25 protein-coding genes and 1 pseudogene are annotated in these 26,352 nt (G+C 61.7%); 9 read left to right on the forward strand and 17 right to left on the reverse strand.

The genetic code is table 11. The features are described from left to right. Nucleotides 1–64 precede the first annotated feature (64 nt). Nucleotides 65–822, reverse strand: a protein-coding gene (locus H143_RS22140; protein WP_196801311.1) for an IS5 family transposase whose coding sequence is annotated in 2 segments (ribosomal slippage) — nt 65–501 and nt 501–822 — 759 coding nt in all. Because the reading frame shifts where the segments join, the coding sequence is not laid out codon by codon here. Nucleotides 823–902: 80 nt separating this feature from the next. Between H143_RS22140 and H143_RS0114370 the strand changes: the two genes are divergently transcribed. Then, nucleotides 903–1,334 (forward strand): PaaI family thioesterase, encoded by a 432-nt coding sequence (locus H143_RS0114370; protein ID WP_019938951.1) that lies wholly within the window; start codon nt 903–905, stop codon nt 1,332–1,334. Nucleotides 1,335–1,390: 56 nt separating this feature from the next. Here the strand turns inward: H143_RS0114370 and H143_RS0114375 are convergent, their stop codons facing one another. Further along, nucleotides 1,391–2,233: a helix-turn-helix transcriptional regulator gene (locus H143_RS0114375; RefSeq protein WP_019938952.1), complete on the reverse strand. Its 843-nt coding sequence runs from the start codon at nt 2,231–2,233 to the stop codon at nt 1,391–1,393. Nucleotides 2,234–2,332: 99 nt separating this feature from the next. On the opposite strand from H143_RS0114375, the gene H143_RS0114380 reads away from it, so the two are divergent. Further along, on the forward strand, nt 2,333–3,223 hold the full coding sequence (locus tag H143_RS0114380) for an SDR family oxidoreductase (RefSeq protein ID WP_019938953.1): 891 nt from the start codon (nt 2,333–2,335) through the stop codon (nt 3,221–3,223). Nucleotides 3,224–3,270: 47 nt separating this feature from the next. Here H143_RS0114380 and H143_RS0114385 read toward each other — a convergent pair whose 3' ends face one another. The 7 genes from H143_RS0114385 to H143_RS0114415 all read right to left on the reverse strand — a co-directional run bounded on the left by H143_RS0114385 (nt 3,271) and on the right by H143_RS0114415 (nt 9,672). Further along, nucleotides 3,271–3,993 (reverse strand): amino acid ABC transporter ATP-binding protein, encoded by a 723-nt coding sequence (locus H143_RS0114385; RefSeq protein WP_019938954.1) that lies wholly within the window; start codon nt 3,991–3,993, stop codon nt 3,271–3,273. After that, nucleotides 3,980–4,648, reverse strand: a complete 669-nt coding sequence (locus H143_RS0114390; protein ID WP_019938955.1) for an amino acid ABC transporter permease — start codon at nt 4,646–4,648, stop codon at nt 3,980–3,982. Before H143_RS0114390 ends, H143_RS0114385 begins: the two co-directional genes overlap by 14 nt. Nucleotides 4,649–4,789: 141 nt before the next feature. Beyond that, a complete protein-coding gene (locus H143_RS20775) occupies nt 4,790–5,599 on the reverse strand; it encodes a transporter substrate-binding domain-containing protein (protein WP_019938956.1) in 810 nt (269 codons plus the stop codon). 138 nt (nt 5,600–5,737) lie between these two features. Continuing rightward, nucleotides 5,738–7,138: a sulfate adenylyltransferase subunit 1 gene (locus tag H143_RS0114400; RefSeq protein ID WP_019938957.1), complete on the reverse strand. Its 1,401-nt coding sequence runs from the start codon at nt 7,136–7,138 to the stop codon at nt 5,738–5,740. Beyond that, nucleotides 7,138–8,070: a sulfate adenylyltransferase subunit CysD gene (gene cysD / locus H143_RS0114405; protein ID WP_019938958.1), complete on the reverse strand. Its 933-nt coding sequence runs from the start codon at nt 8,068–8,070 to the stop codon at nt 7,138–7,140. The genes H143_RS0114400 and cysD overlap by 1 nt, the downstream gene beginning before the upstream one ends. 13 nt (nt 8,071–8,083) lie before the next feature. Continuing rightward, nucleotides 8,084–8,857, reverse strand: a complete 774-nt coding sequence (locus H143_RS0114410) for a phosphoadenylyl-sulfate reductase (protein ID WP_019938959.1) — start codon at nt 8,855–8,857, stop codon at nt 8,084–8,086. 8 nt (nt 8,858–8,865) lie between these two features. Beyond that, on the reverse strand, nt 8,866–9,672 hold the full coding sequence (locus H143_RS0114415) for a sulfite exporter TauE/SafE family protein (RefSeq protein ID WP_019938960.1): 807 nt from the start codon (nt 9,670–9,672) through the stop codon (nt 8,866–8,868). Nucleotides 9,673–9,882: 210 nt separating this feature from the next. Here H143_RS0114415 and H143_RS0114420 point away from each other — a divergent pair, with 210 nt between their 5' ends. Beyond that, on the forward strand, nt 9,883–10,623 hold the full coding sequence (locus H143_RS0114420) for an acetoacetate decarboxylase (protein WP_019938961.1): 741 nt from the start codon (nt 9,883–9,885) through the stop codon (nt 10,621–10,623). Nucleotides 10,624–10,753: 130 nt separating this feature from the next. Here the strand turns inward: H143_RS0114420 and H143_RS0114430 are convergent, their stop codons facing one another. After that, complete coding sequence (locus tag H143_RS0114430) at nt 10,754–12,388, reverse strand: methyl-accepting chemotaxis protein (RefSeq protein ID WP_019938963.1); 1,635 nt, start codon at nt 12,386–12,388, stop codon at nt 10,754–10,756. Nucleotides 12,389–12,684: 296 nt separating this feature from the next. On the opposite strand from H143_RS0114430, the gene H143_RS21685 reads away from it, so the two are divergent. Then, on the forward strand, nt 12,685–13,701 hold the full coding sequence (locus H143_RS21685) for a helix-turn-helix transcriptional regulator (protein ID WP_231378508.1): 1,017 nt from the start codon (nt 12,685–12,687) through the stop codon (nt 13,699–13,701). 59 nt (nt 13,702–13,760) lie between these two features. Here the strand turns inward: H143_RS21685 and H143_RS0114440 are convergent, their stop codons facing one another. Then, nucleotides 13,761–14,261, reverse strand: a complete 501-nt coding sequence (locus H143_RS0114440) for a hypothetical protein (protein ID WP_019938965.1) — start codon at nt 14,259–14,261, stop codon at nt 13,761–13,763. 151 nt (nt 14,262–14,412) lie between these two features. Continuing rightward, nucleotides 14,413–16,200, reverse strand: coding sequence for an alpha/beta hydrolase (locus H143_RS21425; protein ID WP_019938966.1), 1,788 nt, complete (start codon nt 16,198–16,200; stop codon nt 14,413–14,415). A gap of 307 nt (nt 16,201–16,507) precedes the next feature. Here H143_RS21425 and H143_RS0114450 point away from each other — a divergent pair, with 307 nt between their 5' ends. The 3 genes and pseudogenes from H143_RS0114450 to H143_RS0114460 all read left to right on the forward strand — a co-directional run bounded on the left by H143_RS0114450 (nt 16,508) and on the right by H143_RS0114460 (nt 20,493). Then, complete coding sequence (locus H143_RS0114450; protein ID WP_019938967.1) at nt 16,508–17,293, forward strand: 3-hydroxybutyrate dehydrogenase; 786 nt, start codon at nt 16,508–16,510, stop codon at nt 17,291–17,293. Nucleotides 17,294–17,340: 47 nt separating this feature from the next. Beyond that, nucleotides 17,341–18,474, forward strand: a pseudogene (locus tag H143_RS0114455) (DUF3734 domain-containing protein); the annotation flags it as partial. Between the two features lie 162 nt (nt 18,475–18,636). Beyond that, the gene (locus H143_RS0114460) at nt 18,637–20,493 is read left to right on the forward strand and encodes a potassium transporter Kup (RefSeq protein WP_019938969.1); all 1,857 of its coding nucleotides are present in this window, start codon (nt 18,637–18,639) and stop codon (nt 20,491–20,493) included. Nucleotides 20,494–20,545: 52 nt separating this feature from the next. On the opposite strand, the gene H143_RS0114465 is transcribed toward H143_RS0114460, so the two are convergent. Both H143_RS0114465 and H143_RS23150 read right to left on the reverse strand, forming a co-directional pair. Beyond that, a complete protein-coding gene (locus H143_RS0114465) occupies nt 20,546–21,361 on the reverse strand; it encodes a transporter substrate-binding domain-containing protein (RefSeq protein WP_019938970.1) in 816 nt (271 codons plus the stop codon). A gap of 207 nt (nt 21,362–21,568) precedes the next feature. Beyond that, entirely contained in the window at nt 21,569–21,703 is a 135-nt protein-coding gene (locus H143_RS23150; RefSeq protein WP_019938971.1) for a hypothetical protein, read from the reverse strand. A 196-nt stretch (nt 21,704–21,899) separates the two neighbouring features. On the opposite strand from H143_RS23150, the gene H143_RS0114475 reads away from it, so the two are divergent. Beyond that, nucleotides 21,900–22,337 carry a MarR family winged helix-turn-helix transcriptional regulator gene (locus tag H143_RS0114475; protein ID WP_019938972.1) on the forward strand — a complete coding sequence of 146 codons (438 nt, stop codon included), beginning with the start codon at nt 21,900–21,902 and terminating at the stop codon, nt 22,335–22,337. Between the two features lie 5 nt (nt 22,338–22,342). Next, nucleotides 22,343–24,100 carry a chloride channel protein gene (locus H143_RS0114480; RefSeq protein WP_019938973.1) on the forward strand — a complete coding sequence of 586 codons (1,758 nt, stop codon included), beginning with the start codon at nt 22,343–22,345 and terminating at the stop codon, nt 24,098–24,100. Nucleotides 24,101–24,168: 68 nt separating this feature from the next. Here the strand turns inward: H143_RS0114480 and H143_RS0114485 are convergent, their stop codons facing one another. The 3 genes from H143_RS0114485 to H143_RS0114495 form a co-directional block, all read right to left on the reverse strand. After that, the gene (locus H143_RS0114485) at nt 24,169–24,366 is read right to left on the reverse strand and encodes a putative motility protein (protein WP_019938974.1); all 198 of its coding nucleotides are present in this window, start codon (nt 24,364–24,366) and stop codon (nt 24,169–24,171) included. A gap of 107 nt (nt 24,367–24,473) precedes the next feature. Beyond that, nucleotides 24,474–25,382: an amino acid ABC transporter substrate-binding protein gene (locus tag H143_RS20790; RefSeq protein ID WP_081627059.1), complete on the reverse strand. Its 909-nt coding sequence runs from the start codon at nt 25,380–25,382 to the stop codon at nt 24,474–24,476. 14 nt (nt 25,383–25,396) lie between these two features. Beyond that, on the reverse strand, nt 25,397–26,350 hold the full coding sequence (locus H143_RS0114495; RefSeq protein WP_019938976.1) for an amino acid ABC transporter substrate-binding protein: 954 nt from the start codon (nt 26,348–26,350) through the stop codon (nt 25,397–25,399). Nucleotides 26,351–26,352 lie beyond the last annotated feature (2 nt).

The raw sequence follows: 26,352 nt of genomic DNA on the forward strand, positions 1-26,352 counted from the left end.
CGACCGGGTGTGGCTTGAAGGTCAAATCAATGAAAAAGCAGGGTATTGCACCTAGGGTCTGTCATCAATTGAGCCAAATGACGGCAGCGGCGAGATGAATGGCGCCAAGGAACGCGGTGCGGGTTTTATCGTAGCGCGTGGCGATGGCGCGGTACTGCTTGAGGCGGGCGAAGAAGTTCTCGATCAGGTGACGCGCCTTGTACAAGTGCCGGTCATAGTCTCGCTGCTGCTTGCGTGTGCGTAGAGAGGGGATGACGACGGACTTTCCAGCGCGTAACAGGGGTTCGATCACGCGCTGCTGCGCGTCATAGGCTTTGTCGGCCATCACTGTTTCCCCTTGCGTATGCGGCAACAGGGCATCGGCCCCTTCCAAATCCGAGGCCTGCCCCGGCGTCAGGTGAAAACGCGTTGGGTTGCCCAGCGCATCGACCGTGGCATGAATCTTTGTGCTCAGCCCCCCCCGGCTGCGTCCGATGGCTTGCGCCTGAGCCCCCCTTTTCCGCCTGTGCCATGCTGGTGGGCTCGCACAATCGTGGCATCTATCATCGCGTACTCGTTGTCCGCATCCTGTGCCAGCGCCTCAAACACGCGCCGCCACACGCCGCTACGGCTCCAACGCATGTGCCTCAGATGCACGACGCGGAAATCCCCGAAGCGCTCCGGCAAATCCCGCCAGGGTATACCTGCGCGATAGCGATACAGCACCGCCTCTACGAATAGGCGATTGTCTCGCGCGGTCACGCCAGCATGGCCCGCTCGCCCAGGCAGAAAACCTTCAATCCGCTCCCACTGATCATCTCGCAATGCATATCGTCTCGACATACGGCCGAAGTTTGGAACGCCTGGCCTAAAATCTCAAGCCATCAATTGATGACAGACCCTAGTCACGGATTGGAGAAGCTATGGAAGAAGTCGAGCAGCGCGTTGCGCGCAGCTTTGAAGCACAAGGGTTGATGCAGACGCTGGGCGCGCAGCTTGTCCTGGTGGGAGACGGCGAGGTGCATATTGCCCTGCCTTTCTCCAGGCGTCTGTCGCAGCAGCATGGCTTTATCCATGCCGGCGCCATCACCAGCATCGTCGACAACGCCTGCGGCTATGCCGCGCTGACCAAGGCGCCGCAGGGATGCGAGATCGTCTCCGTGGAATTCAAGATCAATTTTCTGCGGCCTGCGCTGGGCGATCGCTTCCTGGCCGTGGGCAAGGTGCATAACGCCGGCAAGTCCCTCACTATCTGCACGGGAGAGGTCAGGGCGTTCTACGGCGAGGGGCCTTCCTGCAAGGTGGTCGCGGTCATGCAGGCCACGATGATGACTGTGCAGCACCCCATTATCTGATCCACGCCCCTGGCCTGCCGGCGGCATGCTCGCGGCGGTTTTCCGGTTGACTTGGCTTAGCGAAGCGCTGGTGCTGCGCGCCGGGCGAGTTCTCTGATCCGCCGGGCGATTTCGTCGTCCAGCGGGGCATAGACAATCATGCCCAGGTCCGGCCTGCCGTCGACGGAAAAGGCCGAATATTCCAGTTCGATCGATCCTAGCTCGGGATGCCGCAGACGTTTGGTGCCGCTCGCTTCCGTATGGCTCAGCACGTCGTTGTCGCGCCATAGTGCGTCGAACTCGGCGCTTGCGCCGCGCAGTTCCTGGACCAGATCGCCGACCTCGGAGGTCAGGCCGGCGCGGACCACGTCTGCCCTGAACGCGCCTACGACGAAGCGGGCGATGTTTTCCCAATCGTGCTGTTTGGCCCGGATGTCCGGATCTCGGAACAGGAAGCGCAGGATGTTGCGCTGATTGGCCGGCAACGCCCCATAGTCGGTCAGCACCACGGCCGCTGCGCGATTCCATGCGACCACATCCCATGTGGCCGTCTTGATGATGGCCGGGCTGGCATCGAGCGAATCGAGCAGGCGCTGCAACCGCGGGTTGACGCCTTGGGCGACCCTGTAGCGGACTTCGGGAGGTCGTCCCAGTCCCAGCATGAAAAGGTGCTCGCGCTCGGTATCGGTCAGCATCAGGGCATGGGCGATGCGCTCCAGCACCACGGCCGAAGGCGCGCCGCCGCGGCCTTGCTCGAGCCAGGTGTACCAGGTGGGACTGATGCGGGCGCGCTGGGCGACCTCTTCCCGGCGCAATCCGGGTGTGCGCCTGCGCCCGGAAAAGCCGAAGCTGGCCGGGTCCAGACGTTCCCGGCGGCTTCTGAGGAAATCCCCCAGCGAGCTGGCCATCGCGACGGGCATGGACGAACCTGTTAGTTTTTTTACTATGATCAGATCACTACTTTAACGGGATAAAAAAAGCGTGAATAGTGTTGGGCTGACGATCACGGAGTCTTCACCATGCGTATCTTTCTCACCGGCGCGACCGGTTTCATCGGTTCGGCACTTGTTCCCGAACTCATCGAGTCCGGGCATCAGGTCGTCGGGATGACCCGCTCGCAGGCCGGCGCCCAGGCGCTTGCCGCCGCGGGCGCCCAGACACATTGCGGCACGCTGGAGGACCCCGACAGCCTGCGTCGCGGCGCCGCGCAGGCCGACGCGGTCATCCATGCGGCCTTCGACCACGATTTCTCCCGATTCATCGAAAACTGCGAGAAGGACCGCCGCGCCATCGCCGCGCTCGGGTCGGTGCTCGCGGGTTCGGATCGGCCGCTGGTCATCACCTCAGGAACCGGAATGGGTGGCGGCGGACACGGTACGCTGGCGACCGAACAGGTTTTCGATGCCAGCCATCCCAATCCGCGCATCGCCTCCGAGCAGGCCGGCAATGCCCTGCTCGAAGCGGGCGTCAACGTCTCTGTGGTGCGTCTGCCGCAGGTCCACAATACCTTGCGGCAGGGCCTCATTTCGCCGCTCGTGGAGATCGCCCGCACGACGGGCGTCGTCGCCTATGTGGGCGAGGGCGCCAACCTCTGGCCAGCGGGTCATCTCTCCGATGTCGTACGCCTGTACCGGCTGGCAATCGAAGCGGGCGAACCGGGCGCGCGCTTTCACGCGGTGGGAGAAGAGGGGATCAGCAGCCGCGAGATTGCGCAGGCGCTGGGCCGGGGCCTGAATCTGCCGGTCGTCTCAATCGCCCCGGAGCAGGCCGCGGCGCATTTCGGCTGGATGGCGATGTTCGCGAGCCTGGACATGCCGGCCTCCAGCGCTTGGACCCAGGCCCGCCTGGGCTGGCGTCCGTCGGGACCGGCGCTTATCGCCGACCTCGACCAGGCCCGCTACACCGCATAGACGTCTTCGCGGGGGGCACGCCTCCCGCGAAGACGCACCCGCCTGATTTACAGGATCTTGGCCAGGAAGTTCTTGGTGCGATCGGCCTGAGGATTCGAGAAGATGTCCTGCGGCTTGCCTTCCTCGACAATGTAGCCGCCGTCCATGAAGATGACGCGGTGCCCCACTTCGCGAGCAAAGCCCATCTCGTGGGTGACGACCACCATGGTCATGCCTTCGTGCGCCAGGTCCTTCATGACCTGCAGCACTTCGCCAACCATTTCAGGGTCGAGCGCGGAAGTCGGCTCGTCGAACAGCATCACGTCGGGCTGCATGGCCAGCGCGCGGGCGATCGCCACGCGCTGCTGCTGCCCGCCGGAAAGCTGGTCGGGAAAGCTGCTTTCCTTGTTTGACAGGCCAACCTTGGCCAGCAGTTCGCGCGCGATCTTGTTGGCCTCTTGCACCGGCATCTTCTTGACCTTGCGCGGGCCGATCGTGATGTTTTCCAGAATGTTCAGGTTCTTGAACAGATTGAACTGCTGGAACACCATGCCCACGTGCTGGCGCAGCTTGTGGATGTTGGTCTTGGGGTCGGTCAGTTTCATGCCGGCGATTTCGATTTCGCCGCTGGTGACTTCTTCCAGGCCGTTCAGGCAGCGCAGGAAAGTGCTTTTGCCGCTGCCGGACGGACCGATGACGACGACGACTTCACGCGGCTCGACGTGGTTGTCGATGCCTTTGAGAATCTCGCTTTCGCCATAGGATTTATGGAGATTTTTAACGCTTATCAACTTGCAGCCTCCTCTCCAGATAAGACGCGCACTTGGACACGGAGAAAATGATGATGAAGTACAGGACGGCGATCAGGCCCCAGATCTTGAACGACTCGAAGGTGGCCGCGATCACGATCTCGCCCTTGTAGACCAGCTCGATGATACCCACCGGGGCGAGCAGCGAGGTGTCCTTGACGGTTTGCGCGGCCTGGTTGACCAGCGGCGGGATCATCCGCTTGAACGCCTGCGGCAGCACGATATAGAGCATGGTCTGGATGCCGTTCATGCCGATGCTCGCGGCCGCTTCTTTCTGGCCGCGGTCCACTCCCAGAATGCCGGCGCGCACGATTTCGGTCACGTATGCCCCTTCGTTCAGGCTGAGCGTAAACGCCGCGGCCAGGATCGGGTACATCAGCTGGCCGAACCAGGCGTTGACCGGCAGGATGGCCGGCAAGCCCAGCACGATGAAGAAAAGCTGCACCAGCAGCGGAGTGGAGCGGAAGATCTCCACGTAGGCCGAGGAGAGCCACCTCAGCAGGCTGAAACGCGACAGGCGCATCAGCGCCGCGATCAGGCCGATGATCACCATGAGGACGATGGCCACGATCGCGTACTGGATCGTCAGGCGCAGGCCGTCCAGGATGACCGGCAGGTTTTGCCAGATTACATGCATGAGCTTTGCCCTATGGTCTTTCTGTAATTATCTTGATTGACGCCATCGGTCGCGAAGGCCGCCGGGCAAAGAGAAAACGCGCAATGCTGGTCCGCACCGCGCGTTTTCCACTTTACCCAGACTGCGTGGACGAATGAAAGCTCAGTCTTTCACCGCCACGTCCGCCGGTTTTTCCACGCCATTGACCGCGCCGCTGCTGTCGCCGCCGAAGTACTTGACGAACAGTTGCTGGTATTGGCCGTTCTTCTTGATCTTGGCCAGGCCGTCGTTGATCTTGGCGGCCAGGCCGGGATCCTTCTTGCTCACGGCGATACCGTAGTATTCGCCGGTCAGCAGAGCGCCGACGGTCTTGACATTCGGATGCTGCGTCTTGAAATTGACGTTGACCGGGTTGTCGAAGACCACAGCGTCGGCGCCGTCGGTCTCCAGAGCCTGGTAGGCGCTGTCGATGTCTTGGAACTGTTTGATGTACTGGGGATCGATACCGTGGGAGGTCATGTAGTCGACCGACGACGTGGCTTTCTTGGTGGCAACCACGTGGCCCTTCAGGTCGCCGAAGCCGGTGATCTTGGAGTCTTTCATGACCAGGACCGACAGGCCCGACTTGTAGTACGCGTCGCTGAAGTCGACGCTGTGCATGCGGCTGGTCTTGATCGTGATGCCGGCCACCGCGGCGTCGATCGATCCGGCCTGCAGGCTCGGGATCAGGCCGCTGAAGGGCAGCGTCTTGATCGTCAGCGTCAGGCCCTCGGCCTTGGCGATGGCGCGGATCATGTCGATGTCAAAGCCGGTGACCTTGCCGTCGACTTCGGTCTCGAACGGCGGGAAGGTGGTGTCGGCGCCGACGACGATGGACGTCTTGCCGGCGGCCGAGGCGGCCGTGACATTCATGGAAAGCGCCAGGCCGGCGACCAGGGGGGCGGCGATGGCGAAAAGTGATTTGTTCTTCAAGAGTAGTCTCCCATTCGGTAAAAATCCTTTGCCATGACGATAAGTCCCCATTATTTTACTGGGGTGTCATCAAGGGGGCAGATCAGAAAGTAAACCAAGGTAGATTACATTTTGTTGAATTCATTGTCCCGCAGCGCGTCAGGCATGGACCAGGACGGCGCCCGCGGTTTTGTGGCTGGCCGTATCGACGAGGATGAGCGAACCGAGCACCCGGGAGCGTTCGAACGGCGCGGCCGGCAGGGGTTCCTGCAGCACCAGCTCTACGCGGCCGATGGCATTGGGTGCCAGCTCGGCGGCGTCCTCTTCTTCAGCCAGCGTGTGGATATTCAGGTGATGCACCACGCGGCGCACCTTGGCCTTGATCCAGCGGTGGCCGTGCAAGGCCCAATACACGCGGCCGGGTACCAGGGGTTCGTCGTCCATCCAGGCCACGGTGGCGCGCAGCTCGCGCCGTCCGGGCCAGGCCGGCTCTGCCGCGGGCGCGTCGAAATCGTCTTTGCCTGCCGTGGCCGCCAAGGGGGCCGCCACCAGCCAGTCTCCACGCGAGACGTCCACTTCGCGATCCAGGACGATGCCCGCGCTCTGGCCTGTGGTGACGTCCGCTGGGCGGCGCGCATGGTCCAGCACCTGGGCCACGGTGGCGGGCTGTCCGCTGGGAAACACCTGCACCGCGGTGCCGGGTGCGAAGCTGCCCGCGGCGACCCGGCCCCAGAAGATGCGCCGCCCCTGGCGGGTGTCGGCCGAGGCCGACGACTTTTCCACCCATTGCACGGGCAGGGCTGGCGGCAGGTCGGCGTCGGGCGGCGTGTTGGGCAGACGCTCCAGGATCTGCAGCAGGCTCATTCCCTCGTAGCCGCACCAGCCTGGGCGGGCGTCCACCACGTTCCAGCCTTTCAAGGCCGAGACGGGGACGATGGCCTGCGCGCGGATGCCTGCCTCCTGCGCAAAAACTTCGATCCGCTCGCGGATGTGGCTGAAGGCAATGGCCGGGTCCTGCACCGCGTCCAGTTTATTGACGGCGAACACCAGCGTATGCACGCGCAGCAGATGCGCCAGCAGGCTGTGGCGGCGCGTTTGCGGCAGCAGGGTCAGATCGGGGTTGCGCCAGTCCAGCTTGGTCGCGTCCACTAGCACCACGGCGGCGTCGGCCTGCGAGGCGGCGGTGACCATATTGCGTGTGTATTGTTCGTGGCCGGGGGCGTCGCCGATGATGAACTTGCGTGTCTCGGTCGCGAAGTAGCGATAGGCCACGTCGATGGTGATGCCCTGCTCGCGCTCGGCCGAAAGGCCGTCGGTCAGCAGTGCAAGGTCGGTTTCGCCCGAGCGCTGCACGCCGGCCAGGTGGTCCTGCAGGACGGCGCGGCTGTCCACGAGCAGGCGCCCGATGAGCGTGCTTTTGCCGTCGTCCACGCTGCCGCAAGTGATGAAACTCAGGGCCGATTCATGATCGGAACTGTCCGCATACGGCCGGGCCGCGAACGGCGTAGGTGCGACCGGTGCGGCCTTCGAGCGGGCTGGAGTCGAATTCGTTGTGTTCATCAGAAGTAACCGTCTTTCTTGCGTTTTTCCATCGACGCGTCGCTGGTTTTGTCGTCCATGCGCGTGGCGCCGCGCTCGCTGACTTCGGCGGCCAGTGTTTCGATCACGATGTCGCCTGCCGTGGCGGCCAGACTGGGCACGGGGCAGGTGCAGGTGATGTCGCCCACCGTGCGAAAGCGCACGTCACGCGTGACGACGGACTCGCCTTCACGCGGCGGCGTCAGTTCGGTCACAGGTACCAGCAAGCCTTTGCGTTCGACGACCTGTCGCGCATGGGTGTAGTAGAGCGAGGGCAAGACGATGTTCTCGCGCTCTATGTATTGCCACACGTCCAGCTCCGTCCAGTTGCTGATGGGGAAGACGCGAAAATGCTCGCCGGGCGCGATGCGGGTATTGAACAGTGTCCAGAGTTCGGGCCGCTGCGCCTTGGGCTGCCATTGGCCGAAATTGTCGCGGTGGCTGAAGATGCGCTCCTTGGCGCGCGCCTTTTCCTCGTCGCGGCGCGCGCCGCCGATCAAGGCATCGAAGCGGAATTCCTCGATGGCCTCAAGCAAGGTCACCGACTGGTGCGCATTGCGCGGCTCGCCGGGGTGAGCCAGGCGCACGGTGCCGCGCGCCATCGAATCTTCCACGCTGCGCACGATGAGCTGCGCGCCCAGTTCCCTGGCGCGCAGATCGCGAAACGCGGTGACTTCGGCAAAGTTGTGCCCCGTGTCGATCATGAGCAGCGGATAGGGGATGCGGTCCGCGCCAAAGGCTTTCTCGGCGCACTTGAGCATGACCAGGGAATCCTTGCCGCCGGAGAACAGCAGGGCGGGGCGCTCGAAGGCGGCGGCCACTTCACGCAAGATGAAGATGGTTTCTTCCTCCAGGGCGTCCAGGTGGCGGTTGCTGAGGCGACTCAGCACGGGCAGACTTACTCGGGCGTTCATGTTTCGATTCCTGTTAATTTCTGACGTGCAGGCCGCATTCCTTGGCGGCTTCGCTTTCCCACCACCAGCGTCCCGAGCGGAAATCCTCGCCTACACTGATGGCGCGCGTGCAGGGCGCGCAGCCTATGCTGGGAAAGAACCGGTCGTGCAGTGGGTTGTAGTCCACGTTCTGGGCAGCGATGTAGTGCCACACGTCGCCCCAGGTCCAGTCGGCCAGCGGATTGAACTTGGTCAAACCCTTGGTCTGAACTTCGCTGGCATCGACGGCGGGCACGTCGGCGCGGGCGTTGGACTGCTCGCGGCGCAATCCGGTGATCCAGCCGCTTTTGCCCGTCAGCGCACGTGCCAGCGGCTCCATCTTGCGGATGTTGCAGCAAGCCTTGCGCAGGTCGATGTCGCGGTACATGGCGTTCTGCCCGTGATCGCGGATGAAATGCACTACCGATTCGGCGGCTGGGCGGTACACGTGGACAGGGGTGCGCGCAGTGGCCCGCGCCTGCGTGCGCTCGAGCAGCGCCAGCGTCTCGTGATGTAGCGCCCCGGTTTCCAGCACGAAGACGGAAATGTCGAGCGTGAGCGCATTGATGAGATGAGTAATGACCACGTCTTCGGCGCCCAGGCTGGAAGCCTGCACGACCTGGCCCGGCGCTTGGCCGTGCTCGGCCGCCTGGTGCAGCAGCGCCTTGGTCGCCGCCAGCTTATCGGCGTAGTGCGCGCTGGCGCGCGCGTACAAGTCCGGCGCCCTGGTGGGCGCATGGGGCCGTGCAATCAGACTTTGCGTTTCCATGGAGGTGCCTAAATTGAAATCAGTTTGGCGCCGGCCAGCACGAGCAGTACCGACAGTCCGGCGCGGATCAAGCGTTCGTGGGCGCGCGCGACCAGGCGCGAACCCAGCCAGATGCCCGGTAGCGAGCCCACAAGGAGCAGAGCCAGCACGGGCCAGTTCACGGTGCCCAGGGTTGCGTGCCCCAGTCCCGCCACGAATGTGAGTGGCACGGCGTAGGCGATATCCGCGGCAATGATGCGCGGCAGCGGCAGCAGCGGAAATATCAACAGCAGCACCGTCACCCCGATCGCGCCCGCGCCAACGGAGGTGAAGGTGACCAGCGTGCCGATCGCGGCGCCCAGCAGCACGGGCAGACTCCCGTGGCGCGCGCGCATCGCGGATACGGTCTCCTGGGGCGTCGCGGGTTCGGGCCGGCGCGGCTTTGCATGCCTGGAAAACGCAATCGCCTTATAGAAGGTGGCAATCGCCGTCAGCAGCAACGCGCCACCCAGCGCGGTCGTCATGATGTGTTGCGCGGCGACGCTATTGGGTCCCATGCGATGCAGCACCCAAAGGGAGACAAGCGCCGCCGGGACGCTGCCCGCGCATAACCGCGCCACCACAGGCCATGGCACCAGGCCCTGGCGTGCGAGGCTCACCGTGCCGCCCAGCTTGGTGCAAGCGGCAAAAAGCAGGTCCGTGCCTACGGCAAGGTATGGCTTCATGCCGAAGACGACGACGAGCACCGGCGTCATCAGTGAGCCGCCGCCCACGCCCGTCAGGCCCACGATCAGTCCCACGCCAAAGCCGGCAATAACGAACGCGATGTTGTGCATAGGCTCGAACTGTAGGTGAGCCGATAGTCAAAGCAAACGATTGTTTCGTGATTCCTTCATGCGCGCCGGAATATATGCCTTTGCAATGATGTCCCCACATATGATGGGCGGTCATATCGTTTCAAGAAATTGCAATATGGGAGGCTGACCGCGAATGCGGTATTAGGATAGAGGCTGCGACGCATGATCGCGTCCAAAGGAGAGTTCCGCATGAAGCAGAGTGACGTCCGGGCCAAGGCATTTGCCATGCCGCTTACCAGTCCCGCATTTCCGATGGGGCCATACCGCTTCATCGATCGCGAATTCATGATCATCACGTACCGGACGGATCCGGATCGATTGCGCGAGGTCGTACCCGAGCCGCTGAAGATTGTCGAACCCCTGGTCCACTATGAGTTCATCCGCATGGCCGATTCCACCGGCTTTGGCGACTATACCGAGACCGGTCAGGTGATTCCGGTCGAGTTCGAAGGTCAGGCGGGAGGCTATACGCTGGCCATGTACCTGGACGATCATCCGCCGATCGCGGGCGGCCGGGAGTTATGGGGCTTTCCCAAGAAGCTCGCTTCGCCGACGCTGCATGTCGACACCGATCACCTGCTTGGTACCCTCGACTATGGCAAGGTGCGCGTCGCGACCGGAACGATGGGCTACAAGCATCGGGAACTCGATATCGCCGAGCAGCAGAAGCGGCTTTCGGGGCCGAATTTCCTGCTCAAGATCATCCCGCACGTCGACGGTTCGCCCCGCATCTGTGAGCTGGTTCGCTACTACCTGAAGGACATCGTGATGAAAGGTGCGTGGGCCGGCCCCGCCTCGTTGCAGCTCGAACCGCATGCGCTGGCGCCCGTGGCCGATCTGCCGGTGCTGGAAATCGTCGAGGCGCGCCATCTGGTCGCCGATCTGACGCTCGGGCTAGGCGAGGTCGTTCACGACTATCTGGCCAGTTAGGTGTTGGTTTATTGGATGCCCGGATGATCGAGGGCGCTTTTTTCGAACGCTTTCGCGCAATCCGGCAAATGGATCAAGGCGAGCAGTGCCTTGATCCTTTTTTTTTCACTTCAATTAGCTTGTCCGAGTTTCAGTAGGCAGCCTCGATAAGAGCCGGAGCGGAAATCCAGCTTGCGGCGCGCGCGCTATCGTGATGGCGCGGCTGAAAATCCAATTTGAATATTTTCACGGCTTCATCCAATTTGTCGGTCTGCTCGCGCAACGACGCGGCTGCCGCCGCCGCTTCTTCGACCAGCGCAGCGTTTTGCTGAGTCGATTGATCCAATTGGGTGATTGCCACGTTGACCTGCTGGATACCCGAGGTTTGCTGTTCGCCCGCTTGGCTTATGTCCTTCATCAGAACCGAGACTCGGTGAATGCTTTCCACCACTTGTCCCATGGTCACGCCAGCATCGTCGACAAGACGCGTGCCGGCGTCCACTTTGGAAACCGAATCTTCGATAAGCTGCTTGATTTCCTTCGCTGCGGACGCAGAACGCTGCGCCAGTTGCCGCACTTCGGTCGCCACGACGGCAAATCCGCGTCCTTGCTCGCCAGCCCTGGCGGCTTCGACAGCAGCATTCAAGGCAAGTATATTGGTTTGAAAAGCAATGCCATCTATCACACTGATAATGTCGAAAATCCGCCGTGACGATGTGTTGATTTCACTCATGGTCTGAACGACTTTGGACACGACGACGCCACCGTTTCTTGCCACGACCGATGCTTCGTCGGCCAAATGATTGGCTTGCCGCGCATTTTCAGAATTTTGCGCAACGGTGCTGGTAAGTTGTTCCATCGATGCCGCAGTCTGTTCCAATGCGCTTGCTTGTTGCTCGGTGCGCGAGGACAGATTCATATTCCCGGCGGCCAGCTGCTCCGATGCCGCAGCAATCGATTCAGTGCTGCCACGCACCCTGCCAATAATGCCGGACAGGCTATCGTTCATTTCCTGCAACGCCCAGAGCAACTGGGCGGTCTCGTCGCTGCCATCTGCGTCAAAATTACTGGTTAAATCGCCAGAGGCGACGGTACGGGCGATGTCCAGGGCGCGTTTGAGAGGTATTGTCACCGATCGCCTTATCAGCACGCCCAACCATAGCAATATGATAGCCAGCGCCAATGACGCGGTCCCAATTGCGGCCGCGCGCTGTTCAACCAAGGTATCGACCGTATCCAAATACACCCCGGTGCAGATCACCCATCCCCACGGCGCAAAGCGTTTGGCATAGCTTTCCTTCCCAACCGGATTCTCTTTCCCCGGCTTGGGCCATAGATAGGCCACGTATCCTTCGCCCTGGGTGCGGCCCACATGAGCTAGTGCGCTGAAAGGATGCACGCCGTTTTTATCTGCAATACCCGACAGATCTTTTCCATCGAGTTTCGGCTCGATCGGGTGCATGATGGCATGCGCCGAGTCGTCGATAATGAAGATGTAGCCGGCGCCGTTGTCGTATCGCAATGCCCGTATTGCGTCGATCGCGCGATTGCGTGCCTCGGCGTCGGTAAGCGTGCCATCTTCGGCCATTTTTCTGTAGTGCTGTGCAAGGCTGTAGGCAACATCGGTAATCTGGCTAATTGCGTGTTCGCGTTCGCGCTTGAGCATGGTGTGTTCGGATACCAAACCCATGAAAGCCATCAACGCGATGCCGATCAACGCACTCACAGTCAAGCTAGCCAATTTGTTGGAAATCGAATGGTTTTTGAAGGAAAATATTTTTTTCATATTGCTTATATTTGTACTTTTGTTTTTTCGATTCCCGCCAATGAATTAGTAATTAAAAGCAGCCTGGCTAATGCGTCAGCTGTTTGAATTCATGTCTATTCTGCTCTTTGGCAATGGGAATGAAACGAAGAGAGTCTCAGAGAATCATCGCGTAAATTAACTCTCGCCGTTCGAGCAAGGAAGCTTGTCCGAAAGCCGTTAAATTGACTTTTGGTCTTCAAGCCCGGTGCCACCGAACGGTGAGGGACCTCACTTTACTTTTATTGATGGGCTGGGCTTGACAAGGATTGCCACGTTTGGCACTCCGTGCCATTATTTGGAGCCGTAGTGCTCATTGTTGGGTACAAAGTTCTGAAAAACTGAGCCCAATGCCGCATAAGGCTATTCCAACGTTGTTTGATGCCCGTTCTGTGGACGAACTGGGCATTGCGGTTCGCGATCATCTTCGCGCCCAGCTGCTTGACGTCCACACCGGTGCCGGAGGGATCGCCTCTTGCGCCAGAATGACAAAAGCGGCGGCATCCGAGCTCTGGTTCTGTGACTACGGCACTCTGGTTGAACTCTCCTTTCCCGAGTCTGACTACCTTCGCATTCAAGTCCCGCTGAAAGGTGCCGCGGTGACCACGGTCGGTCAGACCCAGAGCATCGTGACGGGCGACGCAGCCTGCATTTCGAGCGCAGCCGCCAGCATTCGCTTCCAGCCGGATTTTTGCCAGTTCGTCTGGCGGGTGCCCCAGAGCGCGATATGGGGAAAGCTAGCCGCACTGACCGGAAACCCGTTGACTGCGAAGCTGAAATTCAGTCCCGAATTCGACCTGTCGACATTGCAAGGGCGTTTGTTGCGAAACCTGATAGGAAGTTTCGCCGATGCGACGAACCTACCCTCATCCTCTGTGCTATGCAGCGAAATCGAGCAGGCGATGATCACCCTTCTTTTGGATGGTCCGCTGCGCGGCAGCACCCGATTGTTTGAGACGAAACCGCCGACGTTGGCACCGCGCCAAGTCAGGGCTGTTGAGGAATATATCGAAGCCCATTGGGACGAGGCTTTGGATTACGAGATCCTCGCCGCAGTTTCCGGCGCAAGCGTTCGTTCTTTGTTTCGGACCTTCAGAGCGTTTCGTGGGTACACGCCGATGGATTTCGCCAGAAAAATCCGTTTGATGCGCGCCAAGGAACTCTTGGATGAGGCGGACCGTTCGGTATCGATTTCGGCCGTCGCCGCTCGGTGTGGCTACTCAAGTCTGAGCGCTTTTTCGCGAGACTTTGCCAAAGCGTATTGCATATCACCCAGCGTGGCGCGCGGCCGATAATTTTGGATCGGTCAACGATACGTCGTTAAGGCAGCCCATTGCGCCTTACATTACTTGGTTCAGCGACGAGATGGCTTTTCTCGACCATCGGGCGATGCGCCCGAGGTCTGGCTCAGGGTCTGGAAGATCCGGCTGAAATTGGCATACGCGTTTGCCCAATAGGCATCCATGCCGGTTCCCGGCAGAGGGTTGGGAGTGGATTGATGCAGGTCGTGGGCCCAATCCGTACAGGCCTTGGCCGCGTAAGTGCCCAGTGCTTGTTGATTGCTGGCGATCGCTTCGAGCCAGTGTGTCCAGAGTTGGGCGGTGATGCGAAATTGCGCGCTCGAAAATGAGTTGAGCAGCGTGGCCATGTCGGACTGGCCGGTCGCCTGTCGTATGCCTTGCGCCGTTTCGCGCATCAGGCGGCCCACCTCTTCCAGTGCATGCTCGTCCAACTGCTGCAGGCGCAGGCGATTTTCATATGAGAGTCCGGCGATGTCGAGCGCCAACGCGGCGTTGTGGCGCACAAGGGCGAACGTCAGGTCGCGGGCGCCGCCGTCGGTGTATTCGTCTGCCATGATGGTGACTCCTCGGGACGTTTCTGGGTGGGTTGTTGCGTCGACGTATTCATTCAGTATGGGCGCCGATTGCCCCGACTGTCTGATGCAGATCAATGTTTATCGCCCTTGCGAGTCGCGCCGACGTTGTCGCTGTGGCCAGACGTGCGTATCAGCGACGTACATAGTGGCCTGGCGCTTCGTCGAACGTGGCTGGGTCGGAGCCGGGCGGCCCGAGACGCGGTGGGGCGACCCGCTTCGGGCTGCCGTGGGCCTTGAGCCAGCGGATCCATTCGGGCCACCACGAGCCGTCGCACATTTTGGCCGCGGCGGCCCACTCGTCGGGACCGATGCGCAGATCTTCGGAGCCCGTACGCTTGATCCTGAAATGGCGGCCGGGATGGCCGGGCTCGCTGACGATGCCGGCGTTGTGTCCGCCGCTGGTCAGAACGAAGGTGACGTCGGTGTCGCACAGCTGGTGAATCTTGTAGACCGATTTCCAGGGCGCAATGTGATCACTCTCGGTTCCGACCACGAACAGCGGGACACCGATATTGCGCAGCGAGAGGGGCCGGCCTTCGACATTGAAGCGGCCGTTGGACAGATCGTTGTTCAGGAACAGCTGGCGCAGGTATTCGGAATGCATGCGGTACGGCATGCGGGTCGAATCGGCATTCCAGGCCATGAGGTCTGACGGCTGTACGCGCTCGCCCAGCATGTAGCTGCGGATTGCCTGGGACCAGATGAGATCCTTGGACTGCAGCATCTGGAATGCCCCCGACATCTGTTTGGCCATCAGATAGCCTTGCGCCCACATCAGGCTTTCCAGGAAATACACTTCGCTGTCGTCGATAAAAAGCTGCAGTTCGCCCGGTTCGCTGAAATCGGTTTGTGCGGCAAAAAGCGTGATCGACGCCAAGCGGTCTTGGCCTGCGCCTTCCAGCGCGGCGGCGGCGATCGAGAGCAATGTGCCGCCCAAGCAATATCCGCTTGCATGCACGCGGCGCCCGGGCGTAATGGCGGCGATCGCGTCGAGCGCGGCCACCACGCCGAGGCGGCGATAATCGTCCAGTCCCAGGTCGCGGTCCTCGGCCGTGACGTTGCGCCACGAAATGCAGAACACGGTGTAGCCTTGCCCGACCAGATAGCGCACCAGCGAATTGTGGGGCGACAGATCCAGGATGTAGTACTTCATAATCCAGGCCGGGACGATCAGAACAGGCTCGGCGGCGACCTCGGCAGTGGAAGGCCCATACTGGATCAGCTCGATCAGATGGTTGCGGAAAACCACTTTTCCTGGCGTGACGGCCACGTCGATGCCGACTTTGAATTTCTCCACGCCCGCGGCAGGCGCCGCGACGCTTTGCCGGTGCATGTCATCGAGCGCGTTCATCGTGCCCTGCACCAGATTCATACCCAGCGTTTCCACGGTACGCCGCACGACCTGAGGATTGGTGGGAAGAAAGTTGGCCGGTGCGCACATGTCGAGCCATTGGCGCGCGCAGAAGGCCACTACGTCTTCATGGTGCGGTGTGGTGCCCGGCACGCCGCTGGTGGCCGCTTCCCACCACTGCTGGGCATGCATGAACGCCTGCTGGTAGAAGCGGTAGGGTTCTTCCTGCCATCCCGCGTCGCGAAAGCGGCTGTCGCCGGGCCAGGGCGCCGACAGAGGAGTCGAGCCGGGGTTCTGCAATGCATCCTGAAGATCGCGGCTCATTTCCCAGGTGCTCTGCAGCGCAAGCGTGCCCAGTTCGAGCTGTTTGCCGGGCGCCATGGATAGATGGATCAGCCAGTCGGCCAACGCCAGGCCCATCGATGCCGGCGATAGCCCGTTCGTCAGCTGGGCGATCCAGGCTTCCTTGGCATGGTCGAGCGCGCGGAACAGGTTGGGTGCGCCGGTCGTGGCGCAGGTGCAGGCAGGCGCCGCCGCGAGTTTTTTCTTCTTGGAAGGGGTTGTCATGTCGGTGGTTCCGCTTCGCGACGCAGCGCGCAAAGAGCCGGGGCGCCACGGTTGCCGTGCAGCGCAGGGTAAGCATGTGAACATGCTATGCGCTTGCGGCTTGAGCGAATTTGATCTGGAGCAAGTCGGTCCGATCTCGTGTCCAGAGTCATCATCCTGAAAACTTGCGTTGCGCAACATTTCAGAAAATTGCATTGTGCCTGCATGGGTTTTGAATCTGGCATAGGATGTAGGCGTACCTCTAGACCCACGGCACTTGGCGGCCCAAGCGGGCCGCCAAGTGCCTTCACGCATGAAGGAGATCCGAATGAGCAATCTGTCCGGTAAAACTGCAATCGTTACAGGCGCCGCAAGTGGCATTGGCAAGGAAATCGCCCTTGAATTCGCCAAGGCCGGCGCAGCGGTCGCAATCGCGGACCTGAACCTTGACGGGGCCAACGCCGTCGCGGACCAGATCAAGCAGGCGGGCGGCAAGGCGATGGGCGTCGCGATGGACGTGACCAACGAAGACGCGGTCAACGCCGGCATCGATTCGGTCGCCGCGGCGTTCGGCTCGGTCGACATCCTGGTGTCGAACGCGGGCATCCAGATCATCAACCCGATCGAGAACTTCGCTTTCGCCGACTGGAAGAAAATGCAGGCCATCCACGTCGATGGCGCATTCCTGACGACCAAGGCCGCGCTCAAGCACATGTACAAGGGCGATCGCGGCGGCGTGGTGATCTACATGGGCTCGGTGCACTCGCACGAGGCGTCGCCGCTCAAGTCAGCCTATGTGGCCGCCAAGCACGCATTGCTCGGCCTGGCGCGCGTGCTGGCCAAAGAAGGTGCCAAGCACAATGTGCGTTCGCATGTCATTTGTCCGGGTTTCGTGCGAACGCCGCTGGTCGACAAGCAGATTCCGGAGCAGGCCAAGGAGCTCGGCATCAGCGAGGAAGATGTAATCAAGAAAGTGATGCTGGGCGAGACGGTCGACGGCGTTTTCACGACCGTGCAGGACATCGCGCAGACCGCGGTGTTTCTCGCCACGTTCCCCAGCGCCGCGCTGACCGGACAGTCTTTCGTCGTCAGCCACGGCTGGTACATGCAATGACGACGGCACGCCGCAAGAGCGCCGCAGTCGTCGATCCCGCCGCGCCGCCCTACGAAACCATCGCGCTCGTGTTGCAGGGCGGCGGAGCGCTCGGTTCGTACCAGGCCGGCGTGTTCGAGGGACTGCACGAGGCGGGCATTCCCCTGAACTGGGTTGCGGGCATATCCATCGGCGCGTTCAATACCGCGTTGATCGCCGGCAATGCGCCGGAGCATCGCGTCGAACGGCTGCGTGCGTTCTGGGAACGGATCTGCCAGCCGGCGGCCATTCCGGGTTTGCCGGCGCTGTTCGAGATGGCGCTGTTCGACAACAGCATCGACCAGTTCCGCACGCTGTTCACCGCGACGCAGGCCGCCAGCGCAATGCTGCAGGGGCAGAACGGCTTCTTCGTGCCGCGCTTTCCGCCGCCCCTGCCGGGCGTTGCGAATCATCCGGATAAAGTCAGCTGGTATGACACGACGCCGCTGCGCGACACGCTGCTCGAGTTCTGCGATTTCGATCGCATCAATTCGGGCCAGATGCGCGTCTCGGTCGATGCGGTCAACGTCGGCACCGGCAACCTGGTGTGTTTCGACAATGCGGACACCCGGCTGCGGCCCGAGCATTTCATGGCCTCCGGTGCGTTGCCGCCCGCGTTTGCGCCCATCGAGATCGACGGCGAGTACTACTGGGATGGCGGCCTGGTGTCGAACACGCCGCTGCAGGAAGTGCTGACTGCCCAGCCGCGCCGCGACACGCTGGCCTTCCAGGTGGATCTGTGGAGCGCGCGCGGGCCGCTGCCGCATTCCATGGCCGAAGTCGCCGAGCGCCAGAAAGATGTCCAGTATTCGAGCCGCACGCGCCAGATCACCGATACGATGCAGCGCGAGCAGAAATACCGCACAGTGCTGCACCGACTGCTCGAACAGATTCCGCAGGCACGGCGCAAGTCCGACCCGTGGTGCCACCAGGCCCAGGAGATGGCGTGCAGCAAGAAATACAATGTGCAGCATCTGATCTACCAGCAAAAGGCCTACGAACAGAACTACAAGGATTACCAGTTCGGCCTGTCGACGATGCGCGACCACTGGGCTGCAGGCCTGGCGGACATCCGCAAGACGCTGGCGGTCAAGAATGGCCTGGCGCTGCCCGAGAACGACTCGGGGTTCGTCACGCACGACATCCATCGAAAACCGAAATGAACATGTTGGCGGGAATACACGTAAACCCGCATCGAGAAGCGTCTCATTTTTTCTGTACGCTGTCGCCGTGAGGCGGCGCAATCAAAGAAAGGGACGCATATGAAATCCCACGCAGGTCGGCAAGCCCGCAGCGCGAGCGATCGGCCCGCCTGCCACGGATCGATGCGCAAGCTCGCGCTGGCCGCCATCGGCATCGTTTTCGGCGACATCGGCACCAGCCCGCTTTACACAATGAGCACGGTGTTCGACCCGAGCCACGGCCTGTCGGCCGACCGCGCCAATGTATTGGGCATCGTGTCGCTGATCGTCTGGGCGCTCGTGGTCGTCGTATCGCTCAAATACGTCACGCTGATCATGCGCGCTCATAACCACGGCGAGGGCGGCATCATGGCCTTGCTGGCGCTGGCCGCCAGTTCGGTGGCGCGGCGGCCGCGGCTGCGCAACGGCCTGCTGCTGATCGGTGTGTTCGGCGCGGCGCTTTTCTATGGCGACGGTGTCATCACCCCGGCCATTTCGGTGCTCGGCGCGGTAGAGGGCCTGGAGGTGGCGGCCCCGGGACTCAAGGCCTTCGTGGTGCCGATTGCGCTCGCGGTGCTGATTGCGCTGTTTCTCGTGCAGCGCCGCGGCACGGCGGGCATCGGCGCGGTATTCGGGCCTGTGATGGTGCTTTGGTTCGTGGTGATCGCAGTGGCGGGTCTGATGAATATTGGCCGCTCGCCCGACATCCTGCTTGCCTTCAATCCGCTCGTAGGCCTGGAATTTCTGCAGCGCAACGGCTGGCTCGCGTTTGTCTCGCTCGGTTCGGTGGTGCTGGCTTTGACCGGCGCCGAGGCGCTGTACGCCGATATGGGGCACTTCGGCGCGCAGCCCATCCGCCTGTCCTGGTTCCTGCTGGCGTTGCCGGCGCTGGCGCTCAATTATCTTGGGCAGGGCGCGCTGCTGCTGGTCGACCCGGAGACGGTGAGCAATCCGTTCTTCCATCTTTTCCCCGGCGTGGCGCTGTTTCCCATGGTGGCGCTGGCTACGGTGGCGACCGTGATCGCTTCGCAGGCGGTCATCAGCGGCGCGTTCTCGATGACCAAACAGGCGATGCAGCTGGGTTTCATGCCGCGCATGGGTATCGTCTATACGTCCGAGCGCGAGATCGGCCAGATCTACATTCCCGCGGTCAACTGGCTGCTGTTGATCGCGGTGATCGGCGCGGTGCTGGGCTTCGGATCGTCGACGGCGCTGGGGTCGGCCTACGGCATCGCCGTGACCGGCACGATGATGATCACTACCGTACTGACTTTCTATGTGGTGCGCTACGCGTGGCACTACAACTGGCTGCTGTCCGTACTGCCCACCTGTTTCTTCCTCGTGATCGATGCGGCGTTCTTTTCGGCCAACCTGCTCAAATTCTTGGAAGGCGGCTGGTTTCCGCTGCTGCTTGGCGCGATTATGTTCACCGTGATGTGCACATGGCACCGTGGCCGCGAGCTGATGGTGCAAGAGGCCCGCAGCCATGCGGGCACGGTACCGCTGGAGCAGTATCTGGACGATCTGTTCGCCAGGAAAACGATCCGCGTCCCCGGCACCGCGGTATTCCTGAACATCGACCCCGACGGGGTGCCGCACGCGCTGGTCAATAATCTGGAACACAATCATGTACTGCACGAGCGTGCCTTGTTCGTGCACGTGACCAGCCTGGATGTGCCCTACGTGCCGGAAGAAGATCGCGTGGCGATCACGGTGCTCGGGCACAACTGCTATCGCGTCATCGTGGCCTATGGTTTCAAGGACGTCACCAGCCTGCCTCAGGCCTTGCTCGATTGTGCAGAGATGGGGCTGATGATCGAGCCGGCCGAGGTGTCCTATTTCCTCAGCCATGCGACTGTAGTGGCGACGGGATGCAAGGGTATGGCGGTTTGGCGCGAGCGCCTGTATGCCGTCATGGCGCACAATATCGGCAATGTCTCGGCTTATTTCAAGTTGAACTCGAATCGCGTTATCGAGCTGGGCGCGCGCGTCGAGATATGAACGGGCGCCAGCGTTCAGAAATGAAGTCCGCCGGCGCCTATCTAGGCTGCTTCTACTTGCCCAGCCACTTGCTGCTAATCTGCGCGTATTCGCCGCTGGCCTTTGCCAGATGCAGCCATTGATCGACGAAGCGCTTGAATACCTCGTCGCCGCTGGGCAGCATATAGCCCATTTCGCCGTATTGCAGCGGCTTGGTCGGATTGACTGCGCACAGGCCGGGATGCAGCTTGCTCTGCACGATGGCCTCGGCGCCTTCGGTCACGAACACATCGGCATGGCCTTTGAGGATTTCGTCGAATATAGTGAGATTGTCCTTGTTCTGGATGAGCTTGGCGTTGGGCAGCTTGGTCTTGGCAAAGGTCTCGTTGCTGCCGCCCGGGTTGTAGATGACGCGCACCATGGGCTTGTTGATTTGTGCGATGGTCTGGTATTTCTTGACGTTCTTGCACAGCGTGATGGGCGTCTTGCCGTTGACCATGTAGCCCTTGCTGAAATACACGTGCTCCTGGCGCGGCAGCGAGATCGAAATGCCACCCGCCGCGACGTCGCACTTGCCTGCGGCGAAGTCGGACAGCAGATTGGCCCAGGTGGTCTTGACGAACTGCGGCTTGGCGCCCAGAGCGGCGGCCAGGGACCCCATCAGATCGATGTCCAGGCCTTCGAACTGTCCGGGGGAGGTCATGAAACTGAAAGGCTTGTAGTCGCCCGGTGTGCACACGCGCAGCACGTGGCTTTGCATGACCTTGTCCAGCGTGGATGTGGGTGCGGCGACAGGCGCGGCGGCCGGGGCAGGCGCGGGCTGCGCCATGGCCGGCGACTGGGATAGCGCCAGGACGCTGGCGCAGGCAGCAAGGGCAAGGCGTTTCATGGCTTGAATTCCGTAGGGTGTAGGGGACTCGATGTTACGGTCTTGCCGCCTTCAAAAGTATCAGGGTCCTTACGGATAGGGGGCGTTGGCATCGGCGGGTTCGATCATGCCGTCTTTGCCGCGCGCCGTAGCCGGCGTAGCCGGCGTAGCCGGTGAGCCTACGCAATCCGCAGCGTATGCGTCAGACCACAGCGGGTTTTTCAGGATTCACCAAGCCAGGTTGAAGGCCTGCGGTTCGCAGCCGGCGGCCCGGCGACAGTTGTCCGTACCGCCATCGTTGCCGAAAAAGAACAGCCGCCACCGCGCCATTTCGTCCAGGTACAGGTCCGGCGAGATCCACATCTTGGCAAAGCCTCGATACCCCGTATGCGTTTTCCTGGGCGCTCAGCCGGGAAACGGCAGGCTGTATCGGCTGTGCGGGGAAAATTGCCTGCGCGCTGACGAGTACGGCAGGGTGAACGGGAGGAAGCCGCCTTGCCGACGCCATCCAGAGCGATGGTGCAATAATGATGAAAATATATCATGTTATGATATAAAAATGAAATCGCCAGACCACTCGGCCCAAAACGAGTCGCCCGCTCCCATGCTGGACAAGCAGGACTTCGAGACCTTGTCCGATTTCCGCTATCACCTGCGCCGCTTCCTGCGCGTTTCCGAAGACCTGGTCCATGCCCAGGGCATCACGCCGCTGCAATATCTGCTGATGCTGCACATCAAGGGCTATCCCGGCCGTGACTGGGCCACCGTAGGCGAATTGGCGGTACGGCTGCAGGCCGCCCCGCACGGTACAGTGGCCCTGGTTTCGCGCTGCGAAGCGGCCGGCCTGGTGGTGCGGCGCCCGAGCGGCGCCGACGCGCGCCAGGTGCAAGTCCATCTGACTGGGCAGGGCGATCAACTCGTGGCGCGTCTTGCTGCGCAGCACCAGAGCGAGCTGTCCGCCTTCGGCCGCGCCTTCAAAACTCCCCGCGCCAAGTGAAACCCATGAGTACCCTAGACGGTCGGCGCGACTTCGCGACCGACACCACCTTGTTCCGGATCATCGCAATAGCCTGCGTCATCGCCGTGTTGGCCACGGTGGCGGCAGCGTTGCTGCTGGACCTGATCTACTTTTTCACCAACCTGTTCTTCTTTCAAACTTTCTCACTGGCCAATCACTCGCCGGCGCAGAACACGCTGGGGTGGAAGGTGATCATCGTCCCTGCCGTCGGCGGGCTGATCGTCGGTCTGATGGCGCGTTTCGGCTCGGACAAGATCCGCGGTCATGGTATTCCGGAAGCCATCGAGGCCATTCTGTTCTCCAGGAGCCGGGTGTCGTCCAGGGTGGCGGTGCTCAAGCCCCTGTCCTCGGGCATCGTCATCGGCAGCGGCGGGCCGTTCGGCGCCGAAGGCCCCATCATCATGACGGGCGGAGCCATCGGCTCGTTGCTGGCCCAGTTCGTGAAGCTGACGTCAGCCGAACGCAAGACGCTGCTGGTGGCGGGGGCCGCGGCCGGCATGACGGCGGTTTTCGGTACACCGGTGGCGGCCTTGCTCCTGGCGGTCGAATTGCTGCTTTTCGAATGGCGGCCGCGCAGCATGCTGCCCGTGGCAGTGGCCTGCGCCGTGGCTGCCTTTCTGCGCGGCACGTTCATGGGCACCGGCCCGTTGTTTCCCGTGGATACAGCCCCTGTGACTTTGCCCGCGCTGATCTCCTGCATTTTGGCGGGCCTGCTGTGTGGCGTGATGGCGCGCTCGCTGTCTATGGCGCTTTACAAAGTCGAGGAAATGTTCGAGCACCTGCATGTGCACTGGATGTGGTGGCCGGCCATCGGCGGCCTGGCGGTGGGCCTGGGCGGCTACCTCCAGCCGCGCGCGCTGGGAGTGGGCTACGATGTTATCGGCGATTTGCTGCACAATCATCTGGCCATAGGCGTGGTGCTGGCGATCTTGATCGTCAAGGCCATCATCTGGGTGGTGGCGTTGGGTTCGGGCACGTCGGGTGGGGTGCTGGCTCCCCTTCTGATGCTGGGCGCGGGCCTGGGCGTGGTGCTCGGCCCGGTTCTGCCGGGCGCAGACTCGGGCCTGTGGCCGCTGGTCTGCATGGCTGCCACGCTGTCCGGCGTGCTGGGCGCGCCGCTCACCGCTATCGTTTTCGCCTTCGGCCTGACGCACAGCGCCAATGCTTTCCTGCCGGTCATGCTGGCCTCGATCGTGTCGTATGGCTTTGTCGTTCTGACCATGCCGCGTTCGATCCTGACCGAGAAAATTGCGCGTCGAGGCTTTCATATCTATCGCGAATACACGGTCGATCCGCTCGAGCGTCATTGCGTGCGGGAGGTCATGACGCGGCAGGTACGGACCATCCAAGCGACGGATTCGGTGGCCCAGGTGCTGCAGGACCATTTCGGCCCCTTGCAGAATCATCGCGCTTTTCCCGTGGTGCGCGACGGCATTCTGGTTGGCATGCTCGACCGCGAGGCGCTCCTGGCTGGGCAGGCCAACAATGTGGCCACGATCGCCGAACTGTTCGGAGCCCATGTCCCGCTGGTGGCCTTGCCGGACGAAACTTGTCGCATCGTCGCTACGCGTCTGGCTGTACACGCAGTGGAGCGCCTGCCGGTGGTGCAGGACGCGCAATCGCGCCGGCTGATAGGCCTGGTTGCGCGCAGTGATCTGATCAAGCCGTCGTTGCAGCTATTTGACGAAGAGTTCCATCGCGAACGCCTGCGCAAGGGAATGTTTTCCACATCGTCGAGGTAACCGGCCAGACCAATGAAAAAGCGATGCCCGCAGGCATCGCTTTTTTTGTATTGGCAGGCTGGGGGAAATCAGGCGTAGGTGTTGACCTGCGTACCCAGAGTGCCCGAAGTCGCCACCTGTGGCGCAACGGATTGCATAAGTTGGTTGATCTCGTCGGTCGCCGTATTCAGGCTCTTGCGCAGCATGAGCGTACCCACTGCCTCGCTCGTGCTGGACGACTGCATGTTCAAGGCCGTATTGACCATGGCGCTGGCGGAAATATCCATGCGGGTTCCTCCTTCGATGCGTATTGACTGAAACTATCATAGCCGCGCCGGCGGCCGAGGTATGTAACAGCTGGTCGATTGGGCGCATTCTTTGCGCTTTTTTGCAGTTATTGCGTCCCCGACTTCGCTTCCGAAAACAGGAAGCGCATGGCCGGGTTCATGGGCAAGTGCAAATCGACGCCCAGGCCGGGTAGCGGAGTATCGAACCAGCGGTCGTAGATGGCCTGCATGTCCGGGCCGGCGTAGATCCGGCGCATGGCCGCGTCGACGGCATGGGCGAACGTCGGATCACCGCGGCGGATCATGAATCCATAGCGCAGGGGCGGCGCCAGTGTGTCGCGGGAAATTGCATAGCGTTCCGGCTGCCCCGAGGCGTCGATCATCATGCGCAGTAGCACGTCGTCCATGGGAAAGGCGCTGACCCTGCCCTGTGTGAGCAGATCGAATGCCGCCTGATTGGTCGAGACGATGAAGATGGACAGGTTGAGCCGGTTCTGGCGATTGAGCCGGGCGATGTCGCTCACGTTGCTTGTGCCTCTTACGGCGGCCACGCTCTTGCCATGCAGGTCCTCGATCGTTCGCAGCGAATCGGCCGCCAGCGATGCATAGCGCGACTGGGTAATGAAATGGCTGGGGGCGAAGGCCACAGTGGCGAGCCGTTGCGCAGTGATCGTGCTGGTGCCGCACTCGATGTCGACTGCGCCATTTTTGACCTCGTCGATGCGGTCGCCGTAGGAAAGTTGGTCGTATTGAACCGTGAGCTTGGGCAGGGCGAGTTGGGCGCGCAAGACATCGGCCAGCCGATTGCACAATTCGATCGAATAGCCCGTCACCTTGCCGTTTGCGTCGATATAGTCGAACGGCGGTTCGTGGCCGTCGTAGCCGATGCGCAGCACCTGCGTGCGGCGTATGCGATCCAGGGTGGAGAGGGCGGGCTGGGCCAGGGCCGTGCCGCAGGCCAACAGCGCGGCCATCAGGCCCAGGTAATGGCATTTTCTAAACGCAGGCGGGCGCATGGTGTGGCTTCCAGTCAGTTCAGGTACTCGTGCGGCGCGGCGATCCAGTCGCGCAGTGTGGAAGACATGGGAAGATTCAGGCTGCGGCCATAGGGCGGAATCGGCTGTATGAACCACTTCTTGTAAAGGCGGTCGATTTCATGGCCGGCGAACAGCCTGCTCAATGCCTGATCGACTGCGCTCTTGAAGGCGATGTCGCCGGCCGGCATGACTATGCCGTAAGGTTCGGGCGCGCTGAACGTCTCCTGCGAGATGACGTAGTCGTCGGGATCGCTGGAACTGGCGACCAGGCCGGCCAGGATGCTGTGGTCCATGACGAAGGCCGAGGCCTGGCCGGTTTCGACCATGCGGAAAGCCGCGCCGTGTGTGCGGCGCAGCGCCACGAGAATATGCAAATCGCGCGCTTTGTTGACGCTGTTGAGCTGATCCAGGTCGCTCGTGCCCGAGGTGGCCGCGACCGTGTGTCCGGCCAGATCGGCAATGGTGTTGATCGCGGCGTTCTTTTTGGTGACGAAATTCGTCGTCGTGAAGAAGTAAGGGTAGGAAAACTCGGCCTGCTTGCGGCGCGCGGGGGTATTGGTGGTCGTGGCGCATTCCATGTCGATGCTGCCGTTGTTGACCAGGATGAAACGGGTCGCCGTGTCGACCGCTTTGTAATCGATCTCGACATGACCTAGATCGCGTCGCTTGGCCATGTCCTTGACTATTTCCTTGCAGATGTCGATGGTATAGCCCATGACCTGGCCGTTGACCGAGAAAGAAAACGGTGGCCCGCTGTGGCGGTAGCCGATGACGATGCGGTGCGTGCGGGCGATCTTGGCCAGGGTGTCCGCCGCCCACGCCGGCAAAGTCGGCGCGGCCCACAGCGCGGCAGCGCATGCTAGGACCAGCCAGCGCCGCAAGCAAGACAGGCCGGCGCGAGGCCTCAGGGGCAGGGTGCGTACGATGTGCATGATCGCGCTGGACATGA

Origin of the sequence: Bordetella sp. FB-8, assembly GCF_000382185.1 — a bacterium.
Taxonomy (GTDB): Bacteria; Pseudomonadota; Gammaproteobacteria; order Burkholderiales; family Burkholderiaceae_B; genus Bordetella.